We start from the raw sequence: 17308 nt of genomic DNA, 5'->3' as shown, positions 1-17308 counted from the left end.
TGTAACGACCTGGCTCCTGCGCGTGCCCGCACTCCCCTATCGCCCGACTGTCCGGTCGGGTTGATCGGGATCTCACGCCGTCCTGTCCGCCACGGACGCTCCGGAGCAGTACCCCCGGATGCATGATCATGCGAGACTGTGCATATACTGTTGATCGTGTCCAAGGTACTCACCTCCCTGCCTGTCGGTGAACGTGTCGGGATCGCCTTCTCCGGGGGCCTCGACACCTCGGTAGCGGTCGCGTGGATGCGTGACAGGGGCGCAGTGCCCTGCACGTACACCGCCGACGTCGGCCAGTACGACGAGCCCGACATCGAATCGGTGCCGGGGCGCGCGATGGCGTACGGCGCGGAGGTCGCCCGGCTGGTCGACTGCCGGGCTGCGCTGGTCGAGGAGGGGCTGGCCGCCCTGGCCTGCGGCGCCTTCCACATCCGGTCCGGTGGCCGTACCTACTTCAACACCACGCCCCTCGGCCGCGCCGTCACCGGCACCCTGCTGGTGCGCGCGATGCTTGAGGATGGCGTGCAGATCTGGGGGGACGGCTCCACCTTCAAGGGCAACGACATCGAGCGGTTCTACCGGTACGGCCTGCTCGCCAACCCCTCGCTACGGATCTACAAGCCGTGGCTGGACGCCGACTTCGTCGGTGAGCTCGGCGGCCGTAAGGAGATGTCGGAGTGGCTGCTCGCCCACGGCCTGCCCTACCGAGACAGCGTGGAGCGGGCGTACTCGACCGACGCCAACCTCTGGGGCGCGACACACGAGGCCAAGACTCTGGAGCACCTCGACGCCGGGATCGAGATCGTCGATCCGATCATGGGTGTGCGGTTCTGGGACCCGGCGGTGGAGATCGTCCCCGAGGACGTCACCATCGGGTTCGCGCAGGGTAGGCCGGTAACCGTCAACGGCAAGGAGTTCGCCTCCGCCATCGACCTGGTGCTGGAGGCCAACGCCATCGGCGGCCGGCACGGCCTGGGCATGTCCGACCAGATCGAGAACCGGGTCATCGAGGCCAAGAGCCGGGGCATCTACGAGGCGCCCGGCATGGCGTTGCTGCACGCGGCGTACGAGCGGCTGGTCAACGCGATCCACAACGAGGACACCCTGGCCAGCTACCACACCGAGGGACGGAAGCTCGGCCGGCTGCTGTACGAGGGCCGCTGGCTGGACCCGCAGGCGTTGATGCTGCGCGAGTCGCTGCAACGCTGGGTCGGTACGGCGGTCACCGGCGAGGTGACCCTGCGCCTGCGACGCGGCGAGGACTATTCGGTCCTGGACACCTCCGGCCCGGCGTTCAGCTACCACCCGGACAAACTGTCGATGGAGCGGACGGAGGCCTCCGCCTTCGGCCCGGTCGACCGGATCGGCCAGCTCACCATGCGCAACCTCGATATCGCCGACTCGCGTGCCAAGCTCGAGCAGTACGCCCGACTCGGCATGGTCGGGGGCAGTCCGCACCCGGCGCTGCTCGGTACGGCCCAGCCGACCTCGACCGGGCTGATCGGCGCGATGCCCGAGGGCGGCGCCGAGGCGATCGCCTCCCGTGGCGAGGTCTCCGACGTCGACAAGCTGCTCGACCACGCCGCGATGGAGGCCGGCACCGACTGACCTGCCGGCTCATTCCGAGGTACCGCAGGCGCGCGATCGGGCGTCGTCAACAGCCGAAACGGCGTAACCGTCAATCACGGAGTGCGCCGTAGCCCGGCACACCTGGACGATGGCACCCGTACCGGACTCGTCGTGCCGGGTGCCGGTGAGCGTGGTGTCCTCGGAATTCGGTGCCGCCGCCGTGCCGTAGCGGGTGGTCGAGACCGGAAAGGTAATCACGGCGGCCGGCTTCTCCCCCGGGACCGGAACGCCAGCAGTTGGCGCCGGGACTGCTCGCCGACGCCGCCCGACAGGCCCAGACCAGCCAGGCGGGAGCGGGGCGAGGTCTGCCTACTCCTCGTCCCGGGTGGTGGCAGCGTACCGGTCGTCGGCGCGACTGCCGTGGGAGCCGCGGGCGGCGGCGCGGAGGAAGGCGTTGTAGCGGGCCAGGTCGTCCTCCTCTCCGGTGGCGTCCGCCCGGTCGGCGGCCCGGTCGAGTCGGACCTGTTCACGCTGGTCGGCACGGGCCCACTGGCGGAGCAGGATGATCATGACGATGGCGGCCGGGAGTTCACCGAAGGCCCAGGCGATGCCGGCGCCGAGGCGCTGGTCGACCAGCAGGGAGGATGCCCAGTCGGGGTGCACGGCGGTGTACCAGTCCGGGGCGATGACGGTGCTCGACTGCATCAGGACCAGGCCGAAGAAGCCGTGGGCCATCATGGCCGCGAAGTGGATGATCACCAGCAGGGGTGGGGCGAGTCGTGGCCGTCCCGGGTCGACGCCGATGAGTACCCAGAAGAGCAGGTATCCGGTGGCGACGAAGTGGGTCAGCATGGCCAGGTGGCCGAGGTGGTAGCGCATCAGGGTGCCGAGCAGGTCGCTGAAGTACAGGCCGAAGAGACTGGCGCTGTAGATGCCGAGAGCGATCAGCGGGTGGGTCAGCAGCCGGAGCGGTCGACTGTGGATCAGCAGTAGCAGCCATTCCCGGGCGCCGCGCATCTGCCGGTCGGTGGGCCGGCGCAGCGCCCGTAACGCCAGGGTGATCGGGGCGCCGCAGACGAGCAGGATCGGCACCGCCATCGACAGCACCATGTGCTGGACCATGTGCGCGCTGAACAGCACGTAGGCGTAGCGGGCGATGCCGAGGTTGGTGACCGCGACGAGTAGCAGCATTCCGGCCAGCCAGCTCGCGGTGCGGGTAGGCGGCCAGCGGTGTCCGGCGCGGTGCAGCCGCCATACCCCGGCGAGATATCCGGCCACCGCGAGGGCGCAGCCGGTGAGGAAGAACATGTCCGGCAGCGGGTCGCCGAGCAGCCGGCCCGGGGTGGGCGGGGCGGGTGGGGTGAAGCCGAGCAGTTCGACGAGCGGGTCCGCGTCGACCGGGTCGGTCGGGATCGGGGTAGGGCTGCGCGACAGCGCCACCGCGAGGCCGAAGGTGGCGGCGAAGACCACCAGTTCCCCGGCGGCGAGCCTGACGAACGCGGCGCGTTCTCCGGCGCGCAGCGCGGGGAGCGTACGGCGGCGGTGTGCCGCGCCGAGCCCGCCGAGCGCCAGCAGGGCGGCGAGTTTGCCGAGGATCAGCCAGCCGTAGCGGGACTGCCAGAGCTGGTCCCAGGCGCCGAGGCGTACCCAGGCGTTGGTCAGGCCGCTGAGTACGACCCCGACGCAGCAGGCCAAGGCGAGCCGGCTGTACCGGGCGGCGGCGTCGGCGAGCAGCCGGTGACGGCGCACCACCAGCAGCGCGGCCAGCCCACCGACCCAGACGGTGGCGGCGAGGATGTGCAGCGCCAGGCTGGTCACCGCGACTTGGTGGTTGCCGGCGCCGGCGGCGTGCCCGGTGAACGCGGGCGGCAGTACCGCCACCAGGGCGAATCCGGCGGTGGTCGCGGCGGTCGTCCGGGACACGCCGGTCCAGGCCAGTACCGCGACCAGCCCGGCCAGCCCGGCTTGGAGCAGCAGGGCCTGTCCCTGGGAGATCGAGGTGGCGAAGCTGACCACGGTCGCGGCACCGAGTTGCGATGACGGGGCGCCGAGCAGGTCCGAGACGGTCAGCACGATCAAGACGAGGGCGGTGGCCGCCCAGCCGGCGGCCAGCGCGGTGACCCGACGCAGCAGCAGGTACCCCGGTGCGGAGACGCTGGGGCCGTCGCCGGGTAGCAGGAACGCGGCGGTCACCGCCAGCCCGACGGTGAGGGTGGCCAGCGCGTCGCCCAGCAGCCGGACCATCGGCAGGGCGTAGCGGGTGACCGGGCCCGGGTCGGGCAGGCCGGTGATCATGGTGGCGTTGAGACCGTCTCCGGCGGCGAGCGCGAGCAAGAGCACGCCGAGCCCGGCCAGCCCGGCACCGGCGGGCAGCCAGCCGTGTCTGCGGGCCGGGCGGGAGACCGACAGACCGGAGGTGGCCGTGCTCTGCCGCGATCCGGCACTCACCGCGCCGAGGTCCGGCGCCGTCGGCGCACCAGGACGAACCCGGCGCCGACCAGCGCAACGCCGAGCCCGGCCGCACCGGCCCCCCACAGCCCGGCTCCGGCGCCGGGATCCGCAGTCGGCACCCCGGCGGCCGGCGACGCGGACGGGCCGTCGGAGGTTGCCGGCGGGCCGGCCGGGGCGCCGGTCGGCTCCAGTGCCGGAGCCAGCGCGACGGTGAACCGGAACTGTCCCTGGATCGGGTGCCCGTCGGCGGAGACCACCCGGTACGCGACGCGGTAGCTTCCGGACCGTACCGGCTCGACGGGCAGGTGTACCCGCTTGTCGACCGCGCGTGGCTGGCCGGCGCCGTGCCGGACCCCGTCCGGACCGGTGACCACCACGGTACTGAAGTTTCCCCGGACCAGTTCGTTGAAGGTGAGCGTGATCTCGTCGAGTTGTGTGGTCACGGTCGAGTCGGCCCCGGGATCGCTGCCCAGCAGTTGGGCGTGCGCAGCCGCCGGGCGGGCTGCCAGCAGCCCGCCCGCCACTGCGCCGGTGACCGTGAGTACGGCCAACGCCACCAGCCGCCATCCGACGCCTCGCATCGGCCGTCCTTCCTCGTCGTTGCTCGGCATCGCGCCGGTCACCCCAGCACCTGTTCGCCGATCCAGCCACCGGGCTCGCAGCCGGGTGGGATCGCGAAGACCGCGGAGCCGATCGGGGTGATCCAGTCGTTGAGCAGGTCCCGCTCGGCGAGCCGGCGCTGGATCGGCAGGTACTGCCGTTCGATGTCGGCCTGGTAGGCGGCGAAGATCAGGCCGCTGTCGGCCCGCCCGGCGGCGTCCGGCACCCCGTCGTAGTTGTACGGCCGGCGCAGGATCTTGAGCCGGTCGTCCATCACCCGGGCCCGGGTCACGTGCGCGAAGTCCGGCATGATTGGCAGCCCTGCCTCGTTCACGGCCGAGAAGTCGGGCTCATCCTGCTCATGCCGGCCGCTCAGCGGCGCGCCGGTGTCCAGGCGCCGGCCGACCGCGAGTTCCTTGTCGGCCCGGCCGAGCTTGTCCCAGGTCTCCAACTCGGCCCGGATCCGCCGCAGCACCAGGGTGCTGCCATCGCGCAGCCAGTCCGGGCCGTCGCCGACCCATACCGACTGCTCGAAGGCGGCGCTGCCGGGGCGGGGGTTGGCGGTGCCGTCGAGCTGGCCCATGACGTTGCGCTGGGTGTGCCCGTCGGCCTGCGCACCACGACTGCGCCGGAAGCCGCGCTGCACCCAGCGGACGGCGGCGAACGGACGGGCGTCCTTGACCAGCATCCGCTGTGCGTGCGTGACCGTCAGCGGATCGTCGGCGCAGATCTGCACCAGCAGGTCACCACCGGACCAGGCCGGTTGCAGCCGGTCGATCTCGAAGACCGGCAGTTCGGCGACGGACGGCGGCCGACGGTCTTCCCGGCCGGCCGCCACGTACAGGCCGGGGCCGAACCCGAAGGTGATGGTGAGCCGGGCCGGCAGTACGGCGAGTTCCGGTTCGGTGTCGGCCAGCGGCGCCCGTCCCTGGGTCAGCCGGGCAGCGTCGTCGGTGAGCAGCCGCATCAGCCGGCCCAGCGCCGCCCGGTCGACTCCCCGGTGCAGGGTGAAGGCGACGAATGCCGCGTGCGCCTGCGGGTCCGTGGCGATACCGGCCTGCCGCGCGCCGTGGAACGGCTCGACATCCGTACCGACGGCGGTGGCGGCGCCCGGGTCGACCGGTGCCGGTGCCGGTGGCTGCCGGCCGGCGGCGGTCGCGGCGACACCCGCCGCCGCCCCGGCGACCGCGCCACCGACTCCCAGGGCACCGCCAGTGAGCAGGCGCCGCCGGCTCACCGTGCGGGTTTCGGCAGGTTCGGTCACGGCGCCGGGCTCATCGTCATCTGCTGCCCGGGGGTCATCGGCATGCCCGAACTCGGGTCGTAGCTCTCCTCGGCGCCGGTGAACGGCTTGGCCACCGCGGTGAACCCGGTGGTCGTCCCGTCGGCGAAGGTGAGAGTGAAGGTCAGCTCGTCACCGGCCCGGACCGGCTTGCTCAGCTCCATCAGCATCAGATGGTCGCCGCCGGGCTCCAGCACATGGCTGCCGCCGGCCTTGATCGTGATCCCGCCGGTCTTGGGCTGCATCACCATCTTGCCGTCTTTCATCGTCATCTCGTGCAGCTCCATCGGTGAGACACTGGTGCTCACACCGGTGATGGTGACATCGCTGGCGGTGTTGTTGACCAGGGTCCCGAAGGCCGCCGTCATACCCTTGTCGGCCGCCTTGATCCACGGGTCCCGCACCATGAACACGGCGCTGTCGGTGGTCGCCGACGGGGCCGGGCTGGGCGCGGCCCCTGGGGTGTCTGCGGTTCCGCCGCAGCCTGTCGCGGCGAGCACCGCCGCCACGGTGACAGCGAACCTGACCGCCCAGCGGCGTACGCCGGGTGATACCGACCTGCGCATCTGCATTTCCTCCGGTTCTCGCTTCTCGTTCTACTACTGGTCGTCGTGGATCGGTGGTTGGTTCCGGCCCGTTGATCCGCTTGGCCGAGCCGGTCAGGGTCCGGGCCAACAAACCCGGGGCTCGGCGGTGCGGACCCTCCTGCCGTCCGTCTGCCGTGGCGGGTGGGGCGACAGGCGCGAGAGCGGTGAGAGGGAACCAGGGGTGATCCGCTAACGGGGCTTGTGGGCGCGCTGGGTACGTCGACGGACGGGTCGGCGTGCTACCCGTCGGCGATCGTGGCGCTGCCCAGGGCCGGGACGGAGCCGTCCGTGGTGGTTCCCGGGGTTGCCGCCGCTCGTCCGGCGCACCACCCGCGATCGACAGGACCGCCACCGGTGGTGGCCGGTCACCTTCGCCCCCGAGCCACCGGTGCCACACCTGCGGCCGATCTCCGGCCAGACCCGGCGACGGGAACGGCACACGCCCGGGCCGACGAACGCCGGGCCGACGAACGCCGGGCCGACGAACGCCGGGCCGCCTGACGTCAGACGGCCCGAAGCCTGCGGGGCGGCTCGGCCATCGCGGCGACCAGGTCCTCCCGCGCCCGGGCGACCCGGGACCGGATCGTGCCCACCGGGCAGTCACATACCCGGGCGGCCTCCTCGTACGAGAGCCCGAGAACCTGGGTGGTCACGAACGCCTCCCGCCGCTCCGCTGACAGACCATCCAGTAGGTGGCGCAATACCACGCCTTCCTCGAACCGCCCGGCCCCACCAGCCCGGCCGGTATCGGCGGCCCTCTGCCAGTCGCCGCCCGCGACCAGCCGGGGCCGGGCCGCCGCGGCGCGGACCTGGTCGACCACGACCCGGCGAGCGATGGTGAACAGCCAGGTGGCGGCCGACGAGCGGCCGGCGAACTTCGGCAGGCTGCGCAGCGCCCTCAGGTAGGTCTCCTGCGTCAGGTCGTCCGCCTCGGCGGGACTGGACAGGTGGGCCAAGAACCGCCACACGTCCCGCTGGGTCGCGGCCACGAACGCCGCAGCCGCCTCCCGGTCGCCACGGCCCGCGGCCAGCGCCAACTCGGTGACGGTCGCATCGCCGTTCATGCCGGTCATCGTGCCGCGACCCTCATCCCCCGCATGTCCCACGGGCGCCGCGGCACCCAATGGATCGAAACTGCCACCTGTTCCCTCACTCCCGCGGCCGCGACACCCGGTCTGCGTCGTCGTCCGGCGCCGGTAAGGCTCCGCGTACGACCCGGGCACCGGGACCCTCTGGAACTCCGTGTTGGGCCGCCCTGCCGTACAGGCGGTACCGCGACCGATCCGGCCAGTACCTTGGGTGCGGAGTCGGGCCGACCGGCAGACCGATGCCGGCCGGCCATCAGCTCCGGACGGGTGCGGGCGATGTCGGTACCACCCGCCGCGCCCGCCGGCGTTGGACCACGCCGAGGACCAGGTCGATGACGAGGAACGCACCGAGGGTGACACCGAGCATCGGCAACGCCCAGCCCACCGCGACCGCAATCGCAAGCACGACGATCACCGCCAGCGGATGCGCCTGCCGCCAGGCGCCACGACCGGGCGGGGCGCCCAGCGGCGCACGCCGGTCGGCGCGGGTGGGGCGGCGCTGCCACCACATCCGGTACCCCCACACGATCACGCACAGCAGCCCGACGGCGAGCGCGGCCAGCAGGATCTGGTTGACGATCCCGAACAGGAAACCCATGTGGAACGCGACGCCCAGCTTGGACAGCTGCGCCAGCAGCGGCCAGTCGGCGAAGTCGGAGCGCGCCACGATGCTGCCGGTGGCCGGGTCGACGGCAACGCGGTCCCAGCCGTACGGCCAGGAGGGGTCGTCCTGCGCCACCACCCACGCCGTGCCCGGCCCTGCGGGCGGCGAGACAATCACCTTCCCGTCCACGCCAGCCTCGCGGGCGATCAACGCGACCCTGTCGACATCGGTCGGGTCGTAATCTCCGGTCGTCGTGCCGCCGCCGTGATGCCCGCCGCTGTCGGCGCCAGCAGCCGGGGCGGCGCCGGGCAGAGCGGTCTCCAGGGTGGGGCTGTGCGCGTTGAGCTCGTTCTGGACGATGTCGAAATTCCCGCCGGCATAGCGCGACCACGTCAACCCGGTCGCGGATAGCGCAAGCAGCCCGATCGCGAGCCATATCCCGGTGGCCGCGTGCCAGCTGCGGGTACGGCGCACACCTGGATTCGCGGCAAGGTCGGGCAGGACGGTGCGACGCAGCTTGCGTCGGCCGGTCCACTGCCGGCGCAGCCATAGGACCAGGCCACCCAGGACGACCACCCACAGCCAACTCGCCGCCAGCTCGGAATAGTGCCGCCCCACCACACCCAGGTGCAGGTTGCGGTGCAGGTCGTCCAGCCACGTCATCAGCGGCGTCTCCCCGAACCAGGTGGTCAGGGTGCCGCGCACCTCGTTCGTGTACGGGTCCACGTACACCGTGTGCTGCTTCTCTCCCAGGTGCGGCAGGTTGAAGACCACCTTCGTGGTGTCGGTCGCCGCCACCGGCGGGATCACCGACGCCAGGTCACCGTCTGGATGGGCGGCGCGGGCCGCGACTACCTGCTCGGCCAGCGGGCGGGCGGGTGCGCCGCCTGCGTCGACGCGCAGCTCGGGTCCGTAGACCAGGGTGTCCAGTTGTGGTGTGAACACGAACGCCAGGCCGGTCAGCGCGGCCACGACCAGGAACGGCGCGATCAGGACTCCGGCGTAGAAGTGCAGCCGCAGCACCAGCGGTCCGATCGACCGCCGGCGCGCGGCCGGTGCACCCGGCGGCGTGCTGGCGGCGGCGGGCGGTGCGATCGGGGTTTCCGGCTCCGATGACGGTGTCGCGGTAGTCGACACGAGGGCCTCCAGGAGGTTGGCGGTCAGATGGTCCAGACGGTGCCGCGGGCTTCGTACTCCAGTACGCCTTCGGTACGGGTGGCCACGTCGGCGCTCACCTCTCGCCGCACCAGGTGCAGGGCAAGCTCCAGGCCGGACGTGATGCCTGCGGCCGTCACCAGATCGCCGTCGTCGACGACCCGAGCGTTCTTCACCAGCCCGCCACGCGCGGCCAGCTCGGCCTTCGCGCCTCCATGGGTGGTGCACGGCCGGCCGGCGGTGAGGCCCGCGGCGGCAAGGATGATCGCGCCGGTGCACAGCGATGCGATCGTCAGCCCCGGACGTCGGGCGGCAGCCAGCTTGCGCGGCAGATCACCCTTGTTGATCTCGGGCCAGATACCCGGTTCCTCCGGCCGGCCGAAACCACCGCCGGGCACCACGAGGAGGTCAGCGGTCTCGGGGGACCAGCCCCGCTCCACCGCTACCCTCGTGCCGAACGCCGCCGTCACCGTACGCGGCCGCCCGCCGGTCACGTAGGAGACCTGGATCTCGCCACCGGACAGACGACCGGCCAGCGAGAAGACCTCGTACGGTCCGGCGAAGTCCTGTTCCTCCACGCCGTCGAACATCACGATCTGCACCCGCAACGGCCCCGACGCCCGGGCCATCCCTGGGCCGGCGGCCATTCCCACGCCAGCCGCCACCGCGCCGACCCCGACCATGAAACGTCTGCGTTCCACCAGCCCACCCTCTCCAGCCGTCACGACACACCAGGGAGATAGTCGGCGGAAACACCAGTTTGGTTCCGCACATTCCATAGAAGATCGTCAGCATGAAGTGCGGTGTTCACTTGGACGTCGATCGCGGAGATGGAGGGCATGGTCGCGCTCGTGACGCTAGCCGGGTGCGGCGTGCGACCGGACCCGGTCCCCCGCCCGGTCGAGCCCTCAGCAGGTGGGTTTCCGCCCGTGACGGCACCCACCGCATCGCCGACCGGTGCGGTGGGCGAGCGGCTCCACTACGTCCGCGACGACCGGCTCGTCGTAGTGACCCGCCAGGTCCCGACCCCCTCCGCACCGGCAGCGCTCCTGGAGGCCCTGCTCGCCGGCCCCTCCGAGCAGGAACGCGAGTTAGGCGTGGGCGTGGCTGGTCAAGGGGTGGTTGATGTCGACGAGATACTGGCCGCGACCCGGCGTACCCAGCAACGGATCCGGTTGCTGCCAGCCCGGGGCGTGGTGTACCTGCTGCTGGCCGGCTGCTGGTTCGCCGATCTCGGCTACCGACAGGTGGGGTCGAAACTCGTCGCCGGTCTGCCCGCCCTACCCGTCACCGCCCCGTCCGGCAGCGCCCGGCGGCAGGCCCGGCAACGACTCGGCCCGGCACCGTCCTCACCGTCGCCGAGCGCAGCGATCCTACGGTGACTTCTTGCGACCGCGGCAGTCACGGCTGCCAGACCATCGTCTGCTGGTGGAGTTGCCTGCCGCCCTGCCTGGCACCGGGGACCAATGGAGTCGGACCATGTTTGGCGAAGCCGACGCGTTCGAAGAACCGCACCGCACGCGTGTTCTCGGCCAAGGTCTGCAGATAGCACCCGGATGAGCCGGTCTGGATGAGTCGATCGAACCATCGCTCCATCAGGCCGTCGGCGGCGCCGGTTCCCCGCGCCAGGGGCGTCACGTTGATGTGCAGATGGGCCGGCCAACGGGCATCGTCGAAGCCCCTTGCGGTGGGCTTTCGCCGGATCGCGGCCGACGCCATGTCGACCATGCCGCGAGCGAAGAAGGCCGCGGGCTTGGGTCGGAATACCAGCCGATACTTCACGATCGCCTTCTCCATGCGTTTTTTCTCGCTGGGAAAGGTCGAGCTGTCTAGGCACCCTGCCAGGTAGCCGACGACATGGCCACCGGTCACGGCAACAAACAACGAGTCTGGTTCCTGGCTCATGTACGGTTCCAGGTACATGGTGGCCTCCGACGCTTCGTGCCCCCACAACAAGGAAGACGGAGAGCCCTCGCCCGCCCGGCCGAACAGCTCACGCAGCGCGGCGCGGTCCGTTTCCGCGAAGCTACGGATTTCGATCATCTCTAGCCACTCCCCGACACCCGTCCAGCTGGTCCGACCAGTCTGCCACGGCCATGACCAGGGGTTTCCGAAGGCGATCTTACGGGATCTGCCGCTGCCGGGATCCACTGCGAGCGTGAGCGCCAGTTCCTCGACGAGGCACGGGAGCGGATCTTCCCCGGCGGTTCGGGATACCGCTCAGCCCAGTGGTCAGCTACCGAACGTGATCGCCTTTGGGTTGACGAGCACGTACAGACGGCGGCATGAGTAGCCCTGTGTCATCCATGAAGGAGTGGGGTCGATACCGGCCGGGGTCGCCCGGAAACGCGGTCAACCAAGCGAAATCTGTGCGATTCGCGTCCTGCCGGACAGACTATCGCCGACCGCCGTTCACTCGGGCCTGGCCACGGTCATGGTGACGCCTGCCAGACATCGTATGTATCAGCGGTATATGTGGTTGTGTATCATGATCGTTTATGGTCTCCACCGTAACATCTGCAATATGCTCCGGCCGGAGTTCGTCCATTCGAAATTTAAAGAAGCGTGCGACGCAATCTGAATCAGCCACGTCCTTACGGAGAGGAGAGCTTGATAGATGCGTGAACCCGGCCACCTTTTCAGCTTCACCGTTATTGCCGCACCCGTCAGACCGACGGTGGTGGTCCGTTGAAGCTGCGCGAGCGCGTCCCCAAGATTGGGCCCACCCGCGAGGTTCCCACGCTCCAGACCCTTGAGCGCGTCACTCCCCTATTACGGACCGTTGGAGTATCCCGGGTCGCCGACATCACGTGGCTGGACCGCATCGGCATTCCCGTCTACAACGCCATCGTGCCGCGATCCCATGACCTGCTCTCGGTCTATAACGGCAAGGGACGCACCCACGACGACGCAAAGGCATCGGCGATTATGGAGGCGGTGGAGCGTTTCGCGGCCTGGCAGCCCAGGACGGCAGATCGCATCGCCTCGTACACCGATCTGGACGCCACCGGGCAGCCGGTGCTGAACCCTGCGGACCACAACCTCGCGCCAGGCCACGCCTACCGTCCGGACGTGCCGATCTCGTGGACGCAAGGCTACGACCTGCTACGCGATGAGCCGGTCTACGTGCCGCTCTGCCTGGCCGGCTATTACATCCGCTTCCACGAGGTCCAGTGCTTCGCCATCAATACCAGTAACGGGCTGGCATCGGGCAACTCGCTCGAGGAGGCCATCTGCCACGCTCTCTGCGAGGTCATCGAACGCGATGCCCTGACGTTGGCGGATCTGGTCAGCAACCGCCTCACCCACATGATGCGGAACAAGCTCGGCGCGTCCACACCTTCGGGCGCGGTGACCTCGCTGGAGGACAGCACCCCAAGTGTGGATCTGACAACTCTTCCCGAGTCGGCACGCTGGTTCGCCGAGCGGATCCAGGGGGCGGGAATATCGCTGATCATCAGAGACATCACCTCCTCGGTAGGAATTCCGACCTTTGCCGCCGTGGTCAGCGAGTCTTTGGCCGAGACCTTTTCTCCCAGTCACTCCGGGTACGGGACGCATCCCGACGCCGAAGTCGCGGTCATCCGAGCGCTGACCGAACTCGCCCAGAGCCGGGCCGTGGACATCCAGGGGATGCGCGAGGACATCAGTCTGCCCACGGCCGAGGTCGACAACTGGAGCCACCACGTATCCCGCGGTGGGAAGGTGGACCCCTCGGTGTGGCCATGGCGGGAGTCCGATTCACCGGTGCGCTTCGGCGATGTGCGTAGCTTCCCGAACGACGACGTCATGGCCGACATCCGGCTGATGCTCGGACGGCTGCGGGACGAGGGACTGGAGAGGGTGATCGTGGTCGACCGCACGCCGCCGGGCTTCCCGGTGCACGTGGTCCGGGTGATCGTTCCAGGGCTCGAGTCCTGGGCGATCGATCAGAGCAGGCTCGGTCAGCGGGCGAACGCACGCTGGAACGAGGCGCTGAAGCTGGTGGCGAAGCCGCGTGAACGGGCGACCCAGGCTGCCGGAGCCGGACGATGACCCGCGCCGTCGTCTTCGCCGGGCCCAGCATCGACGCGGCCACGATCGCCGAACTCGCGCCGGTGGAAGTGCGCCCTCCGGTCAAGCGTGGGGACATCGACATCCTGCTCGCCGAGCCGGAACCGCCAACCCACATCGGCATCGTGGACGGCCAGTTCCTGCAGGGGCTGATGATCTCCCCTAAGGAGGTACTACGGGCCATTGACCGGCATCCTGAGCCGGTGCAGGTGTTCGGTTCCTCAAGCATGGGGGCTCTGCGCGCTGCCGAACTGGCCACGGAGGGCATGGTGGGGGTCGGACAGGTCTTCGAGCTGTACCGGTCAGGCACGATCGACGCCGACGACGAGGTGGCGATCACCTTCGACCCGGATTCGCTGCGCGCCCTGTGCGAGCCGATGGTCAACATTCGGGTAGCGATCGCCGCGGCGGTGGACGGCGGAGTGATCTCCTCGGATAGCGCCGCGACCCTGCTGACGGCGGCCAAGGCGCTCTACTTCCCAGACCGCACCTATGCCGGGATTCTGCGGCTACCGGTCGTGCGGGAGGAGCTCAGCGACACGGAGTTGGTGGCGTTACGGGAGTTCCTCGACACGGATGCCCCGGACGCCAAGCGCGACGACGCCATGGCCATGCTTCGCCGAATGGACCTCCACTAGCCGTCGAAGGGCTCTGCGGCGGTCATGCGGGCCATCGCCCGTCGCGGGCCGCCAGACCAAGTCCTCGGTCGGCACATTATACGGGGAGCACAATGTTGACTTTGGAGAATTCGGGCGCGGACTCGCGAGATGTTTTCCTGCGTTGCCCACAGCAGATGACGATGGAGATCGTGACCGAAACGCCGCTGCTTCAGCACGGCCTCACCGAGTTGCTCAGAAAGGTGCCAAATTTTTTTGTGTACGACCGCCGCCCGTCCGTCACCGCGCCCCCGCTTCTCGCCGGGGAGGCGTCGCACACCACGATTCTGATCACCGACGCCAGTAACGACTTCCCCGACACGTTGGTCTCGTCCATCCTTGACGAGCGGCCCGGCTCGAAGATCGTCGTCCTGACCGATTCCACCGATCATCTCTTCCTGTGGAAGGTGCTCACCTCGGGCGTGCATGCCTGTCTCGCCAAGGGCGTGCAACTGGACGAACTGGTCTGCGTCATTCACGCTGTGCACCGGAAGGAGGATCGCTTCATCCTCTCGGCCCCCGTCGGCGAGCTACGCAAGCTGCGGCCGGCCACAGCGGCCCCTGGTCCGTTGACGAACCGGGAAATTGAGATCATGCGGCTGGTGGCCGCGGGCATGAGCAATCGGCGCATCTCCGAGCAGCTGTTCATCACCGAGACGACGGTCAAGCGACACTTGACGAATGTCTACGCCAAGCTCGACGTCACGTCACGCGTCCAGGCTATCCGGAAGGCGTTCGGTCGCGGCCTGCTCGAGCTGGGGACAGGCGGCAACCGGCGCGCTGGACCTCCAGAGTGAACCTTTTTCAACCTCCCCGTGCGGTCCGACGGACCGCACGGTCGGACGCGGTGCGTAAGCGCCGCGCGGTCCAGGTTGAAAAAGGCTCAGTGAATCGTTTCCACCATGATCGTGATGGTCCTGGCGAGCGGCGCGTTTCCGCGCCGGTATCGTTGCCCTCGGTCTCGCCTTGCTGCCCGCCACCATGACCACACGGGTAGGACGTGAACGACTACCCGGGTTGACGGGCTCAGCCGAAGGCCCGGCCGAGGGTCATGAGACCGTCGTAGGCGCTGTTGCCCTCCGCAGCGGCCTCCAACTCGAAGACGCTCACCGAGGTTGGCGGGTACCCGATCAGCTCGACGGCTCGGCTCACCTGTGCCGGGCCGTCCATGTATTCGGCTCCGTCCCACAGGTAGACCGCGCCCCACACCTGGCGGTCGGGGTTGGCGAACCACATCTTCAGCCGCATCCCCGGTAACTGGGAGTACGCCTCGACGGCGTAATCACGGAGGTAACCGCGCAGGTCCTCGACGGAGACGTTCGACTTGCTCAGATCCCAGAGAACGAACTGCAGGTACATCCTGGAAGGCTCCTTGATCACGAGGGGCTTCTCACGGAAACGGGTGAGGGTGCGGATTGATGTCCGAGGGCTCCAGGCGTCGCCCGCGATATCCGAGCCGGTGCGGTATCTCGTAGAGCCGAGGTATCCCGTCCACGCGGCGCAGGGCGTGGCCAAAGGTCATCGGCAGAGTTCCGGGGATGATCACCTTGGCGCAGGAGAGCCCTTGTACGCGTTGTTCGGGCGTGGTCTGGTCGACGACGATCACGTCCATGCCCTCGTCGAGATAGCGACGGATCAGTTCCTGGAGGTCGTCGCGGAGATCGGCGTTCCGGAACCCCTCGGGCTGTCTCATCTCGGAGAAGGTCACGGAACGCGACGAGCGCATCAGGAAGTCGAAGCGCGCAAAGGCGGCACGCGTGCCGTACAGCAGCGAGTGGTGTGCCATCTCCGTCACCAGCGACGCGTCCTGCACCATCCGTTCGGCGTGGTCCCGCTGTCCCGGGTAGCGGCGCATGAGGTCGACCAGTATCGACCCCAGTTCGCTCAACGCGTTCTCGGCCGCGGTTTCCGGATCAAGGTGGCAGCCGGCGGCGCAGACCACCTTGGGTCGTTCGTCGTCGTCGGACGGGTCCACCGCCATCGCCCAGACGCAGGGAACGCCCTGTTCAAGGGTGATGTCGAAAGCCTTGACCGTATAGCCGGTCTCCGCCTCGATCGCCTCGGCGATCAGGGGAACCATCCGGCGGCGAGAAGAGCGCAGGTCGATCGACGGCACCGTCATACGGGCGTACCACGTCATCAGGAACGCGTCCCGCTCGGCGATCTCGAGAATGCCGTGGAGTATCGCCTCTTCCAGACATCCGCCCAGCGCGCAGCCGTTGGAGATCTCGTACACGAAGGGCGCCGGTTCGTTGTCGGAGCGATGGATGCGGTAGTAGGCGTAGGCCTCGGGCACCAGGATCGGTTCATCGCGCCGAAACGACTGTCCCCACACCCAGCGGTACCGTTGGTCGACGTCGAACGGTCGGTAGCGGAATCCCTCGATGCGATAGCGGTCCGGTGGATACAGGCCGAGTTCCCTGGGGTCGAGGGCTCGATCGCGCAGATCGGCGTAACTGCCGTGCACCGTCGTCCGCTTGCCCCCCGGCTGCATTCCGCCGTGCCGCTCCAGCGCCTCCAAGATCGAGACCAGCTCGCTGGACCGGTAGCTGCGGGTCCGTCCGTAGCCGCCCTCCGTCGCGCCGTCCCACAGTCCCATCCAGGCCGCCGCCACGACCGAACCCGCGTTGTTGTCCCGGGCCAGCAGTCTGATGAGCCCGCACTCGGGGTCCACGTAGGTGGCGACCAGCGAATCCTGGTGCTCGGCCAGTGTCCGGGTCCGGTAGCGGTCGGGGGCGCTCTTCCCGCGGGGTTGCAGCACGATTCCGGCCGTCGCGGCGCTGTCTTCCGGGAGGTCCGCGCAGACCAGGCAGGTCGGATCGGGCAGGAACGGGTGGCGGGTCACCTCCAGGGTCTTCAGATCGAGACAGATCAGAGCGCATCGTGTCCGCGGCGCGGACGGATCCCGGTTCAGCCGCGCGATCTCGTCGTTGACGAGTGCGGCGACGACATCGGCGGCCAGGCCGGTGAGCCACGCGGAGGCCCGGGTACTCAACATCGGGCGGTTCTCGGCGATCACGGCCTCATGTGCGCGGGAATGCAGGCGGTTGCGCCGGCGCCGCAGTTCCGCACAGTCCACGCAGCCAGGCTCACCCGCGCGTTCCAGGGGCCCGATCACCACCCGGCCCAGCTCCGTGTATACCGGCAGCCAGGACAGCCGCTGTTCGGTGCTCGCGGCGCGTACCGCCGCACGGTCGCCGATGTCCCAGGCGTCGGTCGCGGTCACGATGACGGTCTCGGCGGTCGCCGACGCGGTGCCGCCC

15 protein-coding genes are annotated in these 17308 nt (G+C 69.5%); 5 read left to right on the top strand and 10 right to left on the bottom strand.

Annotation, left to right across the window (positions count from 1 at the left end; genetic code table 11):
* Nucleotides 1-156 precede the first annotated feature (156 nt).
* Nucleotides 157-1608, top strand: coding sequence for an argininosuccinate synthase (gene argG / locus ACSMXO_RS18390; protein WP_455418697.1), 1452 nt, complete (start codon nucleotides 157-159; stop codon nucleotides 1606-1608).
* Nucleotides 1609-1938: 330 nt separating this feature from the next.
* On the opposite strand, the gene ACSMXO_RS18385 is transcribed toward argG, so the two are convergent.
* From ACSMXO_RS18385 to ACSMXO_RS18355, 7 genes are all read right to left on the bottom strand, one after another.
* Nucleotides 1939-4017 carry a cytochrome c oxidase assembly protein gene (locus tag ACSMXO_RS18385; protein ID WP_455418696.1) on the bottom strand — a complete coding sequence of 693 codons (2079 nt, stop codon included), beginning with the start codon at nucleotides 4015-4017 and terminating at the stop codon, nucleotides 1939-1941.
* On the bottom strand, nucleotides 4014-4601 hold the full coding sequence (locus tag ACSMXO_RS18380) for a copper resistance CopC family protein (protein WP_455418695.1): 588 nt from the start codon (nucleotides 4599-4601) through the stop codon (nucleotides 4014-4016). The genes ACSMXO_RS18385 and ACSMXO_RS18380 overlap by 4 nt, the downstream gene beginning before the upstream one ends.
* Nucleotides 4602-4639: 38 nt before the next feature.
* Nucleotides 4640-5857, bottom strand: a complete 1218-nt coding sequence (locus tag ACSMXO_RS18375; protein WP_455419257.1) for a Dyp-type peroxidase — start codon at nucleotides 5855-5857, stop codon at nucleotides 4640-4642.
* Nucleotides 5858-5880: 23 nt separating this feature from the next.
* Nucleotides 5881-6468 carry a copper chaperone PCu(A)C gene (locus ACSMXO_RS18370; protein ID WP_346261521.1) on the bottom strand — a complete coding sequence of 196 codons (588 nt, stop codon included), beginning with the start codon at nucleotides 6466-6468 and terminating at the stop codon, nucleotides 5881-5883.
* 524 nt (nucleotides 6469-6992) lie between these two features.
* On the bottom strand, nucleotides 6993-7553 hold the full coding sequence (locus tag ACSMXO_RS18365) for a sigma-70 family RNA polymerase sigma factor (protein ID WP_455418694.1): 561 nt from the start codon (nucleotides 7551-7553) through the stop codon (nucleotides 6993-6995).
* A gap of 277 nt (nucleotides 7554-7830) precedes the next feature.
* Nucleotides 7831-9318, bottom strand: coding sequence for a PepSY-associated TM helix domain-containing protein (locus ACSMXO_RS18360; protein ID WP_455418693.1), 1488 nt, complete (start codon nucleotides 9316-9318; stop codon nucleotides 7831-7833).
* 23 nt (nucleotides 9319-9341) lie between these two features.
* Entirely contained in the window at nucleotides 9342-9926 is a 585-nt protein-coding gene (locus ACSMXO_RS18355; protein WP_455418692.1) for a DJ-1/PfpI family protein, read from the bottom strand.
* A 339-nt stretch (nucleotides 9927-10265) separates the two neighbouring features.
* Between ACSMXO_RS18355 and ACSMXO_RS18350 the strand changes: the two genes are divergently transcribed.
* Nucleotides 10266-10718: a transposase domain-containing protein gene (locus ACSMXO_RS18350; RefSeq protein ID WP_455418691.1), complete on the top strand. Its 453-nt coding sequence runs from the start codon at nucleotides 10266-10268 to the stop codon at nucleotides 10716-10718.
* 19 nt (nucleotides 10719-10737) lie between these two features.
* On the opposite strand, the gene ACSMXO_RS18345 is transcribed toward ACSMXO_RS18350, so the two are convergent.
* The gene (locus tag ACSMXO_RS18345; RefSeq protein ID WP_455418690.1) at nucleotides 10738-11379 is read right to left on the bottom strand and encodes a GNAT family N-acetyltransferase; all 642 of its coding nucleotides are present in this window, start codon (nucleotides 11377-11379) and stop codon (nucleotides 10738-10740) included.
* A gap of 645 nt (nucleotides 11380-12024) precedes the next feature.
* Between ACSMXO_RS18345 and ACSMXO_RS18340 the strand changes: the two genes are divergently transcribed.
* From ACSMXO_RS18340 to ACSMXO_RS18330, 3 genes are all read left to right on the top strand, one after another.
* Nucleotides 12025-13371, top strand: a complete 1347-nt coding sequence (locus ACSMXO_RS18340) for a YcaO-like family protein (RefSeq protein ID WP_455418689.1) — start codon at nucleotides 12025-12027, stop codon at nucleotides 13369-13371.
* Entirely contained in the window at nucleotides 13368-14027 is a 660-nt protein-coding gene (locus ACSMXO_RS18335) for a TfuA-like protein (protein ID WP_346261527.1), read from the top strand. The genes ACSMXO_RS18340 and ACSMXO_RS18335 overlap by 4 nt, the downstream gene beginning before the upstream one ends.
* 161 nt (nucleotides 14028-14188) lie before the next feature.
* Nucleotides 14189-14842, top strand: a complete 654-nt coding sequence (locus ACSMXO_RS18330) for a LuxR C-terminal-related transcriptional regulator (protein ID WP_455418688.1) — start codon at nucleotides 14189-14191, stop codon at nucleotides 14840-14842.
* Between the two features lie 229 nt (nucleotides 14843-15071).
* On the opposite strand, the gene ACSMXO_RS18325 is transcribed toward ACSMXO_RS18330, so the two are convergent.
* Both ACSMXO_RS18325 and ACSMXO_RS18320 read right to left on the bottom strand, forming a co-directional pair.
* On the bottom strand, nucleotides 15072-15404 hold the full coding sequence (locus ACSMXO_RS18325; protein WP_455418687.1) for a hypothetical protein: 333 nt from the start codon (nucleotides 15402-15404) through the stop codon (nucleotides 15072-15074).
* Nucleotides 15405-15435: 31 nt separating this feature from the next.
* Entirely contained in the window at nucleotides 15436-17271 is a 1836-nt protein-coding gene (locus ACSMXO_RS18320; protein ID WP_455418686.1) for a TOMM precursor leader peptide-binding protein, read from the bottom strand.
* Nucleotides 17272-17308: the final 37 nt, after the last annotated feature.

The sequence above is a fragment of the Plantactinospora sp. DSM 117369 genome, assembly GCF_053764795.1.
Note: the sequence above shows the minus strand (reverse complement) of the source record. Positions and strands in the feature narration are given on the sequence as shown.